Here is a 16,401-nt window from a genome sequence, read left to right on the forward strand (position 1 = left end):
CGCCGCCGCCACCCACGGCGGGGCCCGCCGCCCCGGGCGCGGTGGTCGCGCTCGGCGACTCCGTGCCAGCCGGGTCGGCCTGCGACTGCGTGCCTTTCCCGGACCTGTACGCCCGCATGCAGGTGCCTGCCGTCCCGTCCGTCAACCTCGCTCGCGGCGGCTTCAGCTCCGGCGATGTGTGGGCGCAGCTCGAGTCCCCTGACACGGACGACGACCTGCGCCAGGCTGGCGTCATCATGATCATGGTTGGCGCGAACGATCTGGCCGCCGCGTTCGACGCCGACGGCGACGGCGACGGCACCTACCGGCAAATCGCGGCGCGAGTCGGGGCCAACGTGGCCGCCACGATTGACCGGATCCGCGAGTTGCACGACGGCCCCGTCACGGTGCTTGTGCTCGGCTACTGGAACGTCGTAAAGGACGGCTCCGTGGGGCTTGCCGAGTACGGCGATGCCGGCATGGCGCAGTCGGCGACCGCCACCCGATACGTCAACCATGCCCTGCACGACGCGGCCGCTGAGACGGCCGCACTCTACGTGCCCACCTACCCGGCATTCAAGGGCATCACCGGAGACCAGGACCCCACCGACCTGCTCGCCGACGACGGCGACCACCCCAACGCGTTGGGCCACGAACTCATCGCCCGCACGGCGCACGCCGCCGTAGCTGCCAGCAGATGACCATGGCGCAGCCATCCCATGACGAGCCCGAACCCGGGCCTGACGTGGACGACGAGCGCGACGCCACGAACTTCTCCTACGTCTCCCGGGCAATATCGTCCGCGCGATGACCCTGACCGTGGACACCCGGGCAGGGAACGACCCACGCCTCCGCTGACTGTCAGCATGGCGCGGGCGACGATCGCCGGATAGGCCACCTCCAGCCACGATCCACGCCTCACCCGCTACGGGAAGGAAGCGGAATCGTACGTCCATTCCGATCCACACGCTTCCCTGATGAAAGCCCGGATATTCGGCGAGACACTGGCCAAGTACCTCGTCAGGAGAACACGAGCCCGGATCCGCAAGGACGCCAGGCAGGAAATGCGAATCCAGGCGCTGGCAGCGGCCAGAGTGATTACCCCTGAAATCGAGGAAGCCTTCCACGCCATACGCCACGCCGGAAATCGGGCGGCACACGCTGATGCCGGGGACACCGAACTTTCCCTCTCGGTCCTTCGGCACTGCTTCGATCTGGGACGGTGGCTCCATCTGGCAGCCGACCCGGACGCGAGGGTTGGGCCGTTCGTGCCGCCAAAGAGGACGGGCACCCCGAAGCCGGACGCACTGAAGCCGCAGAACGGCGTACCGCTGAAGTCGCAGAACAGCGGGATACCGAGGCCGCAAAACGGCGTGCCACCGGACCCGCCGACCGTGGTAGCCGACGCGCCTCCCTCCGCCCGGTCGACACCGGGTCCTCGAAGCGCGAGATCCCTGCCGGACCGCAGGACGAGGCGGACAAGCTCCACAGGTCCCCCAGCAGCGCGGCACAGAGCCGGAGAAGATACCGCCGAGCACGCCTCCCGAGAGAGTGAGCAGCAATGGCATATCCCTCCTCAGCCACCTGAAGTCGGTTCAGCAGTCCGCCGGGACGCCGGCCATGCTCCTCGTGGCCGCTGCGTTCGAGACATCTCTCCTCATCATCGCGTACGTAGCATTCAGCGGAGCCCTTTTCGTGGTCCATTAGATCCGCCGCCAGTCGTAGAGTACCGACTTCGGCCGCCCCGGAACGGGCGCCCGAACTGTTATGCGGGGTCTTCGGCCACGCCTGACTGCGGAGGTCCCCCAGTCCGCCGTCCCACGACGAGCCAGTGACAGCCGACGCCGGGCGCGGGACGGTGGCGTGAGCATTGCGCACACCACCGCCCCACGCATCGGATCCCTCTGCACCGGGTACGGCGGGCTCGACATGGCCGTCGAGCTGGTGCTCGGCGGCCAGCTCACCTGGTACGCCGAAACCGACCGCCACGCCCACACAGTCCTGGCCACCACTTGGCCCAGATCAGCCGAGGCTCGGTTCTTGCTCGTCAATGGAGTTCAGCACCTGTGGCACCCGGCCCGGTCCTGCACACTGGCTGCAGGACCAGAGCGGCCGGGAACGGCGTGCGGGAGTCAGGCAACCGCTCACGTACGGGCCTTAGCAGATGTGCTGCCGCTCGGTTGCCGGATTCCTGTCGCAGGACGGCTCACCGCCCGCCTCACCGGCGCCGTGTAGGCCCGCGTACCGATCGACCGGTCGACGTTGCGGCCAACCGATCGAGGCGTTGGCCGGGTGCCGGCTCGTAGCGTGCGCGTCGTGACGATAGAGACGGCGTTGTTCCTAGGCCGGTTCCTGCAGAACCCGCGGCGCGTCGGCGCGGTGGCACCGAGTTCGTCGCGGCTCGCGTGGCGGGCCACGGTGCCGGTGCCGGACACCGGTCATCCTGTGGTGGTCGAGCTCGGGCCGGGCACTGGCGCGTTCACCGAGCTCATTCAGCGCAGGCTTGGCGGTCGAGGGTGCCACTTGGCGTTGGAGGTTGACCCGGTGTTCACCGCGCTGCTGAGGCGTCGGTTTCCGATGGTGGACGTGGTGGCGGCGGCCGCCGAAGACCTGCCGGACGTGCTCGCCGCGTACGGGCTGCCACCGGCCGACGTGGTGGTGAGCGGGCTGCCCTGGACGGTGCTGCCCGCCGCGCTGGTGGACCGGACGATGGCGGCGATCGTCGCCGGCATGGCGCCGCACGGCGCGTTCACCACGTTCGCGTACCTGCACGCGAGCTGGACCAGCCCGGCCCGGCGGCTGCGCAACCGACTAACCGGCGTCTTCGAGGAGGTGGTGGTCGGCCGCACGGTGTGGGCGAACCTGCCGCCGGCGCTGGTCTACCACGCTCGCCGGCCACGGCATCAGTCCGCCGGTGCCCGACATGGGCGGAACTGCTCGTCGACGAGGCCGAGCCGGTGAGCGAGGATGCCGGCCTGCACCCGGTTGCGAATACCGAGCTTTTCCAGCAGTGCCACGATGTGCGTCTTCACCGTCGTCACACCGACGTTCAGGTCACGGGCGATCTCGGCGTTGGAAAGCCCGACGCCGACGAGGCTGAGCACGTCGCGCTCGCGGGCGGTGAGCGCGGCCAGGACCGCGGTGTCAGGCTGCTCGATGTCGCCGTTCCGGTCGGCGGCGTGGGAGCGCCGGGCCCGGTCGACGACGCGGGCGAGCACGGACGGTGCGAGCAGCGGCTCGCCGCGCGCGGCCCGGCGCACCGCGTCGAGCATGTCGGCCGGCTCGCCGTCTTTGACGAGATATCCCACCGCACCGGCGCTCAACGCGCCGTAGACACTATCGTCGTCGGCGAACGTCGTGAGGATGAGCACGTTCGTCAACGGTGCCGCGGCCAGCAACCGCCTGGTCGCCTCGATTCCGTCGACGCGGGGCATGCGGATGTCCATCAACACGACGTCCGGGCGCAACCGCTCGACCAGCCGCACCGCGTTGTGCCCGTCGGCCGCCTCCCCGACCACCTCGATGTCGGGTGCGGTGTCGAGCAGGACCCGGATGCCGGCCCGGACCAGGCCCTGGTCGTCGACGACGAGCGCACGGATCATGCCTGCCCCTTGCCCGGCAGGTTCGCCTCGACCCGCCATCCCGACCGGGACGTCGGGACGGCGGTCAGCGTGCCATCGAGCACGGCGACCCGCTGCCGCATCCCGTCCAGCCCCTGACCGGATGCCGGAAGCGGCATCGGTCCCGGCCCCGACGGCGGCGCGTTCTCGATCACCGCGCGCACCGCGCCGGTGCCGGAAACCGTGACGCCGACCGTGGTTTCCGTGCCCGGGCCGGTGTGCTTGAGGACGTTGGTCAACGCCTCCTGCACGACCCGGACCACCGTGGTGCGAACCAGCAGCGAGGTGTCGGCCAGCCGCGGGTCGACCTCGGAGGTGACCGGCATGCCCGCCCGGCGCAGCCGGTCGATCGCGTCGACAAGTGTCGCCTCCGGGTCGGTCACCAACGCCGACCCCTCGCCGGCGTCGACCGCATCCGGGTCGCGCAGCACCGCCAGCACGCTGCGCAGCTCGTCCAGCGCCTGACGCCCGGCCGTGGCGACGTCGACGAGCGCGGCGCGGGCCACCGCCGGGTCGCCGCCGTTGTCCAGCGCGAGCGTGCCGACGCTGGCCCGCAGCGTCATCGCGCCCACGTGGTGCGCGATGATGTCGTGCAGATCCCGGGCGAGGCGGGCCCGCTCGGCCAGCCGCGCCGCATGGGTCTCGGCCCTGTGGCGCGCCTCGGCCTCCGCGGCCCGCTCCTCGGCCACTCGCCGGGCCCGCTGCAGGCCGGCCAGGTAGCGGCCGGCCACCACTGGCAGGGCAGTCATGCCGAGCAGCGTCGACAACGGCGCGTCGATGTCGCTGCCGAACGACGCCTGGACCACCAGCGCGGCGTATGTCGCGACCGCACCGGCCAGCGTGACCGGCCAACGCGCACGGTGGCCGAGCACGCCGAGCGCGACGAGGAGGAACAGCAGCGCTGCAGCATTGGTGAATGGCGAGAACCACGTGGTCAGCACGACCACGACCGCCTCGGCGCCGACCGCGACCAGCGGCCACCTGGGTAGCGTGCCGAGCAGCAGGCCGCTCGCGACGGCCAAGGCGATCGCGATGCACCGCTGCGCCGTCCCGATCGGCCAGTCGAGCAGCGTGTTCACTACGGCGACAACGGTACCGGTCGTCGTGCACAACAGCACCGGGCGGGCTGGCCAGCGCGCTGTCACGTCCACACCGCGACGATACGGACCACCACCGGCCGAAGGGTCTCGTTCGATCGGCCGGCGTGCCTCGATCCACCGGTCGGCCGGCCGACGCACCGGCCGCGTCCGGGCCCGATCGATCGAGGCCGGACGCCCTGCGGCCCGCCTACGGTCAGGAAATGGATCTGGGAATCTGGCTGGTGGAGCGGGGGTCGCAGCTGCCACCTGCGGCCGTTTACGCCGCCGGTGCGCTGTTGATCGCGGCCGAGGTCGGGGTGCTCCTCGGCGCGTTCGTGCCGGCCGCGTCGGTCATGCTGGCACTCGGCGCACTGTCGGCCACCGGCACGCTGGACCTGCCGGTGACGACCGCAGTCGCGGTGCTGGCCGCGCTGCTCGGCGACTCGGTCGGCTACTGGGAGGGCCGCGTCATCGGCCCCCGGCTGCGCACCGGTCGACTGGGCCGGCGCATCGGAAGCCGACGCTGGCGGCATGCCGAGCACCTGGTGCGACGCGGCGGGATCGCCGTCACGATCGGCCGGTGTACCGCGTTCGTACGCACGCTCGTGCCGCGGGTGGCCGGCGTCGCTGGCATGCACTACCGCCGGTTCCTCGTGTACGACGCCGTCGCCGTCGCGGTGTGGGCACCTGGCACCATCCTGATCGGCTACGCCGCGGGTACCGCGGGATAACAGCACGGCAGCACAGCGCCGGCCCGACTCCGCGACGCTCCTGCTCCGATCTGAACCGCCGATCCGAAACCGAACGGAGTTCCTGACCCGGCATCTGCACGTTGTTGATCGCCATAGGGCCGCGATCACCGAACAACGCGATCATGATTGCGCGCTCGCTCGTGTCCGCGGCTCAGGTGCCCAGATGTTGAGTGACGCTCTCGGCGGAGGGCGAGAGGCCGGCCACCATTCCGTTCCGGCTACTTTCCGCGGGCCTTCTGGGTGCTGCCGTTGTTGGCCTCGACAGATCCGCCTTTTCATCCGTGACCGGCCACGGATATCGAGCTTCCTCTCCAGGCCCATCAGGTGTTCCTTGCTGACGTAGGCGTCGGTCGGCTCCGCCAGGGGACTGTACAAATAACGGCCCTGTCTCACTTTCGGTGGTGACGGAGGGTGCGTGCTGTTATCCGAGGAGGATGCGGTGGCGGAGCAGGGTGAAGCCTGTTCGTCCGTGCATTTGGCGGGCGATCCGTTTGGTTCTGGTGTTGACGCCTTCGGTGGGGCCGTTGCTGTAGGGAAGCGTGAGCGCGGCGTTCACGGCGTCGCGGTCGCGTTGCAGGCCTCGGGTGAAGGCGTGCAGATGAGGTAGGTCGGCCGCGCGGACCTGGACGGTCCAGAGCGAGAGCCGGTCGACGTTTCCCGGTTGAGGCGTCAGGAGTTCGGCGAAGCGCCCGACTATGGCGGCGAGTTGGGTCATCTCGGGGCAGGCTGCGGTGAGCTGTGCCAGTAGATGTCGATGCTCGGGTGTGAGGTTGTCGGGTCTGGTGAGGATCACCCGGGCGAGCCGGCGGGGGCACTGTCCGCCAGTGATAGCCGTGGACCGTCCCGACGACGCCCCGCACCTCGGGCAGACCGCGGTGTCCCGCGGCGTCCGGGCGAGCACCAGGATCCGCTCACCCTCGTCGGTCACGTCCTCGACGACCAGCGGGGACAGCCCGAGAACACCGTCTGTACAAGTCTGTTGACGTCCTCCACATAGGAACAACGACACCGGCCACTGTCTGTCACCACCGAAAGTGAGACAGGGGTGTTAGCTTGACACTCCCAGCCGGGCCTGCCTCCGAACTGTTCCCGGAGTACGTCACGAATCCGCGTTACGAGTAGTAGCTACGCGAGGAGTGTTCGGGCAGGCTCCTGGGCGAATGAAACCCGTCCCGCCCCTGCGTACACTGCGGTGGCGACTGGTCGAGGACGTATCGCACGTCGTGGACGGGCCCGCCGATGCGTGCCGACGGTGCGTAATCGGGTTCCGTTGATCAGTGCGTGACAAGGCGCGGTGTACGTCAGTGGCCCGGTACGGCTGCGACCGACGTGTGGGAGGTAGACAATCGTGGGCGACCGACAGCGGCGCGCCTTCGAGCGATGGTTCGATCGTCAGGGGCTGCCCAGTTTCACTGTCGGTGTCCGCCCACTGACAGCCGCTCGCGTACTGCCGCCCCTGCTGCTGATCTCGACCTGGGAGCTTCTGTCCACCGCCCTGGACGCACTGCAGCAGGGCGGGCCGCAGGCGGAGCAGCCATTGCGCCCCCTGCAGCTCCTTGTCCTGGTGGCGCTCCTGGTCCTACCATTGCTGGCGGCCCGATGGGCGGCTCGGCGGATCGATTCCACCATGTCCCGAACGCTGCCGGTCGTTACCGCGGTCGTGGCGACCGCGGTTGCCGTCGTGCTCGCGCCGTATCTGAACTCCCTGATGGGCAACGACTTCGTCAGCGACGTTGCCGGCAACATCGCTGCCACTGCCGTGCTGGTCCTTTTGAACTACCTGGGCGTCGGGTCGCTTCTTGCCTGGTCGGTGCGCGAAGGGCTGCGGCAGACAACGGCGCTGCGAGAGATGACCGGGCGTGCGCTGCCCCTGTTTGTCCTGCTGTCCGTATTCGGCTTCCTGGCCGCCGAGGTATGGCAGGTCGTGTCCGCACTCGACGGGTCACGGTTCTGGGCCATGGCGGCCGTGCTGACCTGCGCGGTGGCCGGCTTTTCGGCGACGATCTCCTTCAGCGAGATGAAGGAGATCGTCGCCTCGGATTATCCGCGCGAGGCGAATGCCGCCCTCGCCCACGAGGCGGATCGGCCGCCTGGGGTCTTGCCGAACGGGGACGCGCACCCGCCGCGCCGGCCTGTGTCCCGCCGCGAGCGGGTCAACATCGTCGCCAAGCTGGCGTTGGCCCAGACCTTCCAGGCGGTGCTGTTCTCGCTGGTCGTGTTCGTGTTCTTCGTGATTTTCGGCATGGCGGCGATCGGCACAGACATCATCGAGACCTGGACCGGTCGTGTGCCACAGGTGGCGCAGGTTCTCGGTATCGAGGTGTTCGCGTCATGGGAGCTGGTCCGGACCGCTGCTTTTCTCGCCATGCTGTCCATGGTGTATTTCGCGGCATCGACCTCGACAGACCCGAAGTACCGGACCGCCTTCTACGACCCGTTGTCGCGCAGCATCTCCCTGAGCCTGCTGGTCCGTGACAACTATCTGGCCCGGGTCAGCCCGCCCGGAACGCGGCGGCGTAGGCGCGGCCGGCGAGGAGGTCCGCCCGCTGTGGTTGCTCCTGCCGATGAGCTGCCCGGCCAGGGCCTGTCCCAGCAGTAGCTCTCGGATGGGCCGAGAACCGGGCTGTGACTGGTACCGACTTGAGCGTGACCAGGCCGTAAACAGCCACGCGACTGCGGGTGACGGCAAGGCTCGAAAGCGGTAGCGGAGGCCGCTTCATCGCTGCGGCAGGTGAGCGAGGAACACCGCGTGCGCCGCCCGGCTGACCGGGCACAGCAACAGCGGGGATGACCGACGAACTGGCGTGTGACGTCGCAGCTCTCATACCCAGCCTGCCACTACGAGCAGTGCCGGGCTCCGTCTCAGAGGAGTTTTGGCGGTGGTCAAGCATACTTGACCACCGCTACGTCATACGGTGCACAAATGATACGTACCGGTGTCCGAGGGGGGACTTGAACCCCCACGCCCTATACGGGCACTAGCACCTCAAGCTAGCGCGTCTGCCATTCCGCCACCCGGACTTACTCGCCCAGCCTACCGTGTCGGTCAGCAGGGGTCTCACCACCCGCTGGCCGCCCCGGTGGGCCGCACGGGGCATTACTGTACACGGCCTTCGTGGATCATGCACATCAGCTTCCAGCCGCGCTGTCCGCCCAGGTCGGAGTGGGTGGCTGCCAGCCAGGGAGCGCCTCAGATCGATCATGGCGGGCACGGCGGGTGGCGTCGGGGTGCCCTCTGCGGGCAGCATGGCTGACGTGTCACAGCCCTCTCCCCTGGCCGCACTCCAGCACCAGGCGCTCGCGCTGCGCGCCGCCGGCGACGTCGCGGGTGCGTGCCGGCTGCTGGCCGACGCGCTCAACCCGCTCCGGGCCAGCTATGGCGAGGACCATCCGGATGTCCTGGGCAGCGCCCACCTGCTGGCCCGGCTACACCGGGAGGCCGACGACCCAGCCGCCGCACGGCGCGTACTGGAGGAGGCCATCGCGGCCGGCGAGCGCCGATGGAATCCCGCCGACCCGCTGATGCTCGCGTTCTCCTTCGAACTCGCCTCGGTCGCCGAGGAGCTGGGCAATCGACACGAGGCTCGCCGCCACTACTCCCGAGTGGCCAGCTCCGGCCCTGCGGTGCTCGGCGTGGACCACCCGGCGGTGCAGGCGGCCCGGCACTATCTCGGGGGCGCGGGAGTGGGCACGGCGCAGCCCGTCCCTCCCCTGCCGCACGAATCGGCCATGACCCTGGCGCCGGTCTCCACGCCCCCACGCCAACTGCCACCCCCGCCGCCGGTTTCCGCCCAGCCGCAGCAGCCACCGCCGCCACCTCCGCACCGGATCCCGGCACCGTCCCGGCCGCCGAGGCTCGCCCCACCGGTCCCCACCCAGCGAGCTCCGGAGCCGGCGCATCCGACAACAGCGCCGGCCGTACCGCCGACACCACAGGCCTCCGCGCCGCCACCGCAGGCTGCGGCGATGCCCGCTCCGCCTCCGCGCACCAACGTGCCGCCGCAGCAGCCGGTTTCACCATGGGCTCCCCAGGCGGCACCACCGGCACCGCGGATCCCGGCCCCTCCACGGCCCGAATCCGCGGGCCAGGGCGGGGAGCCGACGCACCGGCCAGCCATGCCTGCCGCGCCCGGCGGAACGGTCGCGCCCCGGCAACCGCCGCTGGCGGCGGCGCCGGCCGCCGGGCCCACGCCGGCCGCCGCGGCTTCGGCATGGGCGCCGCAACCCGCGGCCGAGGAAAACCGCCAGACGCCCACGGTGCCGGCTCCGACCCCGGCTGCCCCGGCCCCACCGCTCCAGGCCGCACCCGCCTCGCCGGCGCCGTGGGCGGCCGCCGAGCCGGCACCGCAGCCGTCGCCACCGCCCGCCCGGGCGCGCGGTTGGGACAACCCCACCGTCCAGGTTCGGCAGATCGACCCTCTGCTCCGGGAGGAGGCCGCCCGCTCGGCGGCCAGATCGGTCGGCGACGGTTCCGCGGCACCGGCGAGCGGGGTGGCGGGTCCCGGCGGGAGCGCTTCCCCGGTCAGCGGCCAGCCCATGCCCGAAGCGTCCTCCAGCCCTGCGGTGAGCGGGCCGCCCGTGAGCGCACCACCCGTCAGCGGGCCACCCGTCAGCGCACCACCCGTCAGCAGCGCTCCAGTCAGTGGCACCCCGATCAGTGGATCACCCGTGCCGCCGTGGGGAATGACCGCGCCGCCCTGGAGCAGCGCCGCGCTGCCGCGTTCGCTGGCTCCGGCAGTTGGCGGCGAGCCGGCCGGGCCGGGCCACCCACCCGCCGAAAGCGCGGGTCTGCCCTCCCCCGGGCCCCCGCCGGGGCCTCGCCCGACGCCGGTCGGGCCCAACACCGCCCCGGCACCGCCCACGGCGCCATCGCCACCGCAGGCGTCACCGTCATCCGACCCGACGCCGGTCGGGCCCAACGCCGCCCCGGCACCGCCCACGACGCCATCGCCACCGCGGGTGTCACCGTCATCCGAGCAGCAGCAACAGCAACAGCCACCACCGCAGCCGCAGCCGATCTCTCAGGCCCAGTCGCAGCCGATCGGCCGGGGCCAGGCGGCACCGCATCCCAACGCGCCCGTGCCCCCGCCGGATCCCGGCCCCCCGCCGGGGCCTCAGGGCCACCGGACGTCCTGGCCCGAGCACGCACAGACAGGGCACGGCCCGACCACGCAGGGGCCGGACGGGCAGCGGACGCCGGACGGGCCGGCATGGCCTGAGCAGGGTGGACGGGGAGTCGACGACGACTACCCCTCCCCGCGCGAGGCCTGGCAGACGACGTACCAACAGGAGGAGAACGCCGGGCGCGGCCGGGTGATGATCGTCGTGGCCGTGGTGGTGGCCCTGGTCGTCCTCGTGATCATGGTCGGCGTCGCAGTAATGGTCTTCGGCCGCGACGCGGCACCTCCGCCGGAGACGGGGCCGCCGGCGGCGTCGGCAACGCCGACGGTGGGCGGACCGCCGCCGGGTGACCTAAAGCTGCGCGACGACAGCAGCACGATCACCCTGACCTGGACGGACCCGTCGGCCGGCGCGGTGCCGTTCATGGTGGCCGGCGGCCGGGCCGGGCAGAAGCTGGGAGTGATGGCCACGGTGGACCCGGGGCAGACCAGTTACACGGTGAACGGACTGAACGCCCGGGTGGACTACTGCTTCACCGTCCTCGCGGTGTACTCGACCGACGCGTTCGCCACGTCTGGGCAGGTTTGCACGCAGCGGGAGCCGGGCGCGACACCGCGCTGAACATCCGTCCACCTGGCACGCACGCTGGGTACGCACGGCGAGACGGTGCGGGTTTCCCCTGTCTCAGGGTGGCCATATGATGGCACCCGGCTCACGGGAGGGTCGCCGGTGGACGGTGCCCCACCTGCCACGACGAACGGGGAGGTAGCCGCTTGTGGCCACCATCGACGACGCCGTGACCACGGAGCCGGGTGCTCCACGCCGCCGCTGGCGCGGCGGGCTGGTCACCGTCGGCACGGTGACCGCGCTGCTGGCCGCGATGGGGCTCACCGTCCTCGGGCTGGGTGCCGCCGACAACGCGGTGGCCAACTACGACGCCAGCAGCTGGCTGTGGAGCGCGGCGCGCAGTGAGCTGGCGCGGGTCAACGGCGTGACCGCGCGGGTGGACACCCGGGTGGAGGTCCCCGACTCCCGACGACACCCGATGCAGGTAGCCCAGACCGATCGGCTGCTGATCCTGCGCGACCTGAACACCGGCCAGGTCAGCTCATTGGATCTGGCCACCCTACAGATCACCGCCACCACCCGGACCACTCCCGGGCTGGGCGTCAACGTGGCGCTGCACGAGGACGCCGCGTTCGTGGTGGACGCCGTGCAGGGCATCGTCCGGCAGCTCGACCCGCGCTCGCTGGCCCCGTTCGGCGAGCCGGTGCGCTACCCACCGGGTATCACCGGCGGGGCGTTCGACGGCGAGGGCCGGCTCTGGATCGCGGTTCCGGCCGAGGGCACCGTCTCGGCGATCACCGCGGCGGAGCTGCCGTCCGAGCCGGGCTCGGCCGCGCCGCCCGGCGGCGGCATCTCGCCGAAGAGGATCGAGACATACGACGTCGCGGAGGCCAGTCACGAGTTGGTCGTCTCCACGCTGGACGACGGCGTGGCGGTGCTCGACCGCACGGCCGGCGCGCTGGTGCGGGTGCAGCGCGGCGAGGTGGTCCGTACCCCGCTGACGATCGCCGGGCCAGGGTCGCTACCGGCGCGCACCAGTGGCCCGAAGGTGCCGGTGACCGTCCCCGCCGAGCGGAAGGTGCACGTGATCGGCACCGGCGGCGAGGAGCGGCAGTTCACCGTGCCGGGCCGGGGCGACGGGCTCAGCCCGGCCGTGGCCTGGGCGGACCGCTACTACTGCGCCGACGAGACGACGGGCACCGTCTACGCCTTCGACGCCGCCGGTCAGCTCGTCGACACGATCGGCGGCAAGGGTTCCACCGGTCCCCTGGAGCTGGAGGTGCGGGAGAACCGGCTGTTCATCAACGCGCCGGACTCGTCGACGGCGCGGGTGGTCGACGACAAGCACCGGGTGCGCGAGGTCAACAAGTATGCCAACGACGTGCTCGGCGGCGACCCGCCACCGGTGCCCCCGCCGCCGCCCCCGCCGAAGAAGCCGAAGGTCGGCAAGCCGAGCGCGCCGCGCAGCGTCACCGCGTCGGCCGGCAACACGCAGGCCCGGGTGAGCTGGCGGCCGGCCGCCGCGAACGGCGCCGAGATCATCCGGTACGTGGTGCAGGGTGCCGGCCAGCGCCGCGAGGTGGGCGCCAACCAGCGGTCGGTGGAGATCACCGGCCTGACCAACGGCGAGACGTACCGGTTCTCGGTGCACGCGGTCAACGCCAAGGGCGAGGGCCCGATGCGGACCAGCAACCCCGTCACCCCGACTGCGGCGGTGCCGGACCCGCCGTCCGGCGTCACCGCGCAGGCCCGGCCCGACGGCACGGTGCTGGTGACGTGGCCGGCCGCGAACGGCCAGGGCAACACCATCGCGAAGTACGCGGTGACGGCGACCTCGGCCGGCACGAACGCCCCGGCCGGCGAGTCGACGAAGACGGAGCTGGTCGTGCCGGCCGGCGAGCTGGAATACGGCACGCAGTACGCGTTCACCGTCGTCTCGGTCAACGACCGGGGTGCCGGGTCGGCGGCTTCCCCGGTGAGCAACAGCGTGGTGCCGTTCGCCGCGCCCGGCGCGCCGGTCGACCTGCGGGCGACGACGGTGGCGAACCGGTCGGGCACCATCGCGGTGCAGTGGTCGCCGGCTGCGGCCAACGGTCGGCCCGTGACGAAGTATCTGGTGGACGTTGGTGGCCGGAGCAGCGAGGTGACCGACACCCGGGCCACCGTGGACGGTCTGGGTGACGGGCAGAACGTCACGGTGGCGGTGAAGGCGGTCAACGAGGCGGGTCCGGGCGCGGCGGCGACGGCCACCGCCCGCACCGTCGCGCCGCCCCGGGTCACGGTCACCGGCTCGTCGGCCACGGCCACGGCCGTCACGGTCACCTTCACGGTGGACGCCGGGGGCGGGCAGGCCACCTGCACGGTCAGTGTCCCGGGCGAGAATCCGGTCACCGCACGCAACTGCGCCAGCGCCACGGTGCCGGGCCTGACGCCGGGCACCGCGTACACGGCGACGGTGACGGCGAGCAACGCCGCCGGCGAGGGCACCGCGAGGCGGGCGCAGAGCACCGACCCGCTGTACGGGGTCGCGACGTGCAACAACGGGCCCGACGGCGACCAGCGGACGTACTGCGACAGGGAGGTAGCCGGCCGCAACGGCAACGAGGTCTTCCGGGTCGCCCGGCAGGACAACGACCAGCAGGTCGGCTGGGCCAGGCCCGGCACCCGGCTGAAGGCGTACTGCCGGAGGCAGGGCGAGAACGTCGACTCCTGGATCTACAACGACCAGAAGCAGAGCACCTGGTGGGTACGGGTCGAGTTCGAGGGTAGGAACTACATCCCGTGGGCCTGGCTCAACCTGGAGGGCGGCGACAACATCAACGTCCTGCCGACCTGCTGACCGCGCCACCAGGCAAGGAGCACCGCCGTGAACACCCACGAACCGCTCACCCAGCCGGAGGTGCAGGGCTTCGCGGCCCTCGCCGCGCGGCTGGCGGAGAACGTCAACTCGGTGGTGCTGGGCAAGCCACAGGTGGTCCGGCTGGCGTTGACCGCGCTGTTCGCGCAGGGCCACGTGCTGCTGGAGGACGTGCCGGGGGTCGGCAAGACCACCCTGGCCCGGGCGATCGCCGCCACGGTGAAGGGGCGGTGGCGGCGCATCCAGTTCACCCCGGACCTGCTGCCCTCGGACGTGTCCGGGGTGACCATCTTCAACCAGGCCACCCGGGGCTTCGAGTTCCACCCGGGGCCGGTCTTCGCCAACATCGTCATCGCCGACGAGATCAACCGGGCGTCGCCGAAGACCCAGTCGGCGCTGCTGGAGGTGATGGAGGAGCGCACCGTCACGGTGGACGGGGTGCGCCATCCGGTGCCGCAACCATTCCTGGTGGTCGCCACGCAGAATCCGGTGGAGATGGACGGCACGTACCGGCTGCCGGGAGGCGCAGCTCGACCGGTTCCTGGTGAAGCTGTCCGTCGGGTATCCCGACGAGGCGGTTCGAGGTGGATGTGCTTGCGCGGGGCGACGGTCCGCTCCCCCCGAGGCGCTGCCGGCGATCGCCGACACCGAACACGGTCGGTGAGATGGTGCGGATGCCCCGGCGGGTGCACATCGCCGAGCCGCTGTACGCGTACGCGGTCCCGCTGGCCGCCGCGACCCGTGGTCACCCGCAGGTGCGGGTGGGGGTGAGTCCCCGGGGGGTGATCGCGTTGACCCGGGCGGCGTGCGCGTACGCGCTGATCGACGGGCGTGGCTGGATCATGCCGGAGGACCTGAAGGCCCTCGCCGAGCCGGTGTTCGCGCACCGGCTGCTGCTCAGCTCCGACGCGCAGGTGCGCGGGGTGACCGCCGCCGAGGTGCTGCGCCAGGCTGTCGCCTCGGTGCCGGTGCCGCTGCCGTCCGGCCAGGTCGCCCCGGCGGCCGCCCCGGTGCGGGGCTGAGGCGGGCTGCGGGGCGTGGGGATCACCGCCCGGGGCGCCGGGCTGCTCGTGGCTGCCGTGGCGCTGCTCGCTGCCGGGTTCCGGTTCGCGTACCCGGAGTTGACGCTGCTCGGCGCGGCGGCGGCCGTGGCGGTGGGGTACGCGCTGCTGGTGGCGTTGTGGCGGCCCCGGCTGGAGGTGACCCGGCGCGCCGACCCGGACCGGGTGTCGCGGGGCGAGCCAGCGCGGATGGTGCTGACGGTGCGCAACGCGGGGCGCCTGCGGGCGGCGAACCTGCTCGCGGAGGACCGCTGCGGCGAGCGGACGGTGCCGGTGCCGGTGTTGCGGCTGCGCCCCGGCCGGGACACCACGGTCGGCTACGACGTGCCGACCGACCGCCGGGGGGTGGTGCCGGTGGGGCCGCTGCGGGTGATCCGGCGCGACCCGTTGGGGCTGGTGGCGCTGGCCCGGTCGTACTCGTCGACGGTGCCGGTGTGGGTGTACCCGCGCATCCACCCGCTGACGGCGGTGCCGACGGGGGCGGGGCGCAGCCTCGACGGCCGGGTGGACGGGGTGCCGCACGGGTCGATCACCTTCGACTCGCTGCGGGAGTACGTGGTGGGCGACGAGTTGCGCCGGGTGCACTGGCGGACCAGCGCGCGGGTGGGCGAGCTGATGGTGCGGGAGAACGTGGACACCAGCCTGCCCCGGATCGTGGTGCTGCTGGACAACCGGGCGACCGCCCATCCGGCCCCGGAGTCGTTCGAGGCGGCGTGCGAGGCGGCGGCGTCGGTGGTCGCGGCGGCGGTGCGCGCCGACCTGCCGGTGTCGCTGCTGCTGGTCGCCCCCGAGGGGCCGGGCGGGGGTGCCCCGGAGGGTCCCGTCGGGGGCGGGGGCGGCCGGTGGGGCGCGGGGCCGGTGGGCCGGCTGCGCGCCCGGTTCGGCGCGGCGGCGACGCCGCCCGGCACCGTCGGGACCGCGGGGGGCACCGGCGCGGGGAGCGGCCCGCTGGACCGGCTCGCCGCCGCCGGGCTGGACGCCGGGGACGCCGCGGCGGCGTTGCGCACGGCGACGGCCCGGCTGCGGCGGGAGCGGCTCGGCGACACGCTGGTTTTTCTCACCGGGCCGGGTGGTCGGGACGAGCTGGGGCACCTCGGCGCGCTGCGCGGGGCGTACCCGTCGGTGGTGGTGGGGGTCTTCGGGGCGACGGAGCCGGCGCCGGTCGGCGTGACGGGGATGGTGGTCGTCGACGCCGCCGACGGGGCCGCGTTCGCGGCCGAGTGGGACGGGGTCCGCCGGTGGTGAGGGTGCTGCGAGCCGCGCCCCTGCCGCTCGCGCTGGTCGCGATGGTCGCGCTGACCGGGGTGGTGCTCGGCCGGGTGTACGCGGGCGGGCTGCTGACCTGGCTGGTGGTCGGTGCGGCGG

General features: G+C 72.1%; 9 protein-coding genes, 1 tRNA gene and 4 pseudogenes. 10 read left to right on the forward strand and 4 right to left on the reverse strand.

Features of this window, described 5'->3' with window-relative positions; translation table 11 throughout:
• Positions 1-41: 41 nt before the first annotated feature.
• The 3 genes and pseudogenes from MCAG_RS05025 to MCAG_RS05030 all read left to right on the forward strand — a co-directional run bounded on the left by MCAG_RS05025 (position 42) and on the right by MCAG_RS05030 (position 2,940).
• Positions 42-680: an SGNH/GDSL hydrolase family protein gene (locus MCAG_RS05025; protein WP_050778154.1), complete on the forward strand. Its 639-nt coding sequence runs from the start codon at positions 42-44 to the stop codon at positions 678-680.
• Between the two features lie 243 nt (positions 681-923).
• Positions 924-1,814: pseudogene (locus MCAG_RS36135) on the forward strand (DUF4145 domain-containing protein); the annotation flags it as partial.
• A 481-nt stretch (positions 1,815-2,295) separates the two neighbouring features.
• Complete coding sequence (locus MCAG_RS05030; RefSeq protein WP_050778155.1) at positions 2,296-2,940, forward strand: class I SAM-dependent methyltransferase; 645 nt, start codon at positions 2,296-2,298, stop codon at positions 2,938-2,940.
• Here the strand turns inward: MCAG_RS05030 and MCAG_RS05035 are convergent.
• Both MCAG_RS05035 and MCAG_RS05040 read right to left on the reverse strand, forming a co-directional pair.
• A complete protein-coding gene (locus MCAG_RS05035) occupies positions 2,883-3,581 on the reverse strand; it encodes a response regulator transcription factor (RefSeq protein ID WP_007071892.1) in 699 nt (232 codons plus the stop codon). The two genes, MCAG_RS05030 and MCAG_RS05035, sit on opposite strands and share 58 nt — an antisense overlap.
• Positions 3,578-4,678 carry a sensor histidine kinase gene (locus MCAG_RS05040; protein WP_050777879.1) on the reverse strand — a complete coding sequence of 367 codons (1,101 nt, stop codon included), beginning with the start codon at positions 4,676-4,678 and terminating at the stop codon, positions 3,578-3,580. Before MCAG_RS05040 ends, MCAG_RS05035 begins: the two co-directional genes overlap by 4 nt.
• Before the next feature lie 221 nt (positions 4,679-4,899).
• On the opposite strand from MCAG_RS05040, the gene MCAG_RS05045 reads away from it, so the two are divergent.
• Positions 4,900-5,409, forward strand: a complete 510-nt coding sequence (locus MCAG_RS05045; protein WP_036372397.1) for a DedA family protein — start codon at positions 4,900-4,902, stop codon at positions 5,407-5,409.
• 442 nt (positions 5,410-5,851) lie between these two features.
• On the opposite strand, the pseudogene MCAG_RS05050 reads toward MCAG_RS05045, so the two are convergent.
• Positions 5,852-6,280 (reverse strand): annotated as a pseudogene (locus tag MCAG_RS05050) (transposase); the annotation flags it as partial.
• 498 nt (positions 6,281-6,778) lie between these two features.
• Here MCAG_RS05050 and MCAG_RS05055 point away from each other — a divergent pair.
• Positions 6,779-8,029, forward strand: coding sequence for a hypothetical protein (locus MCAG_RS05055; RefSeq protein WP_007071896.1), 1,251 nt, complete (start codon positions 6,779-6,781; stop codon positions 8,027-8,029).
• A 338-nt stretch (positions 8,030-8,367) separates the two neighbouring features.
• On the opposite strand, the gene MCAG_RS05060 is transcribed toward MCAG_RS05055, so the two are convergent.
• Positions 8,368-8,451: transfer RNA gene (locus MCAG_RS05060), tRNA-Leu, on the reverse strand.
• Positions 8,452-8,676: 225 nt separating this feature from the next.
• Here MCAG_RS05060 and MCAG_RS34480 point away from each other — a divergent pair.
• The 5 genes and pseudogenes from MCAG_RS34480 to MCAG_RS05085 form a co-directional block, all read left to right on the forward strand.
• Positions 8,677-8,859, forward strand: a pseudogene (locus MCAG_RS34480) (hypothetical protein); the annotation flags it as partial.
• Between the two features lie 1,887 nt (positions 8,860-10,746).
• The gene (locus tag MCAG_RS33435; protein WP_050777880.1) at positions 10,747-11,172 is read left to right on the forward strand and encodes a fibronectin type III domain-containing protein; all 426 of its coding nucleotides are present in this window, start codon (positions 10,747-10,749) and stop codon (positions 11,170-11,172) included.
• Between the two features lie 154 nt (positions 11,173-11,326).
• Complete coding sequence (locus tag MCAG_RS05075; protein ID WP_036372399.1) at positions 11,327-13,957, forward strand: fibronectin type III domain-containing protein; 2,631 nt, start codon at positions 11,327-11,329, stop codon at positions 13,955-13,957.
• A 27-nt stretch (positions 13,958-13,984) separates the two neighbouring features.
• Positions 13,985-14,997: pseudogene (locus MCAG_RS05080) on the forward strand (AAA family ATPase).
• A gap of 15 nt (positions 14,998-15,012) precedes the next feature.
• Positions 15,013-16,281 carry a DUF58 domain-containing protein gene (locus MCAG_RS05085; RefSeq protein ID WP_007071902.1) on the forward strand — a complete coding sequence of 423 codons (1,269 nt, stop codon included), beginning with the start codon at positions 15,013-15,015 and terminating at the stop codon, positions 16,279-16,281.
• Positions 16,282-16,401: the final 120 nt, after the last annotated feature.

Source organism: Micromonospora sp. ATCC 39149 (genome assembly GCF_000158815.1).
Taxonomy (GTDB): domain Bacteria; phylum Actinomycetota; class Actinomycetes; order Mycobacteriales; family Micromonosporaceae; genus Micromonospora.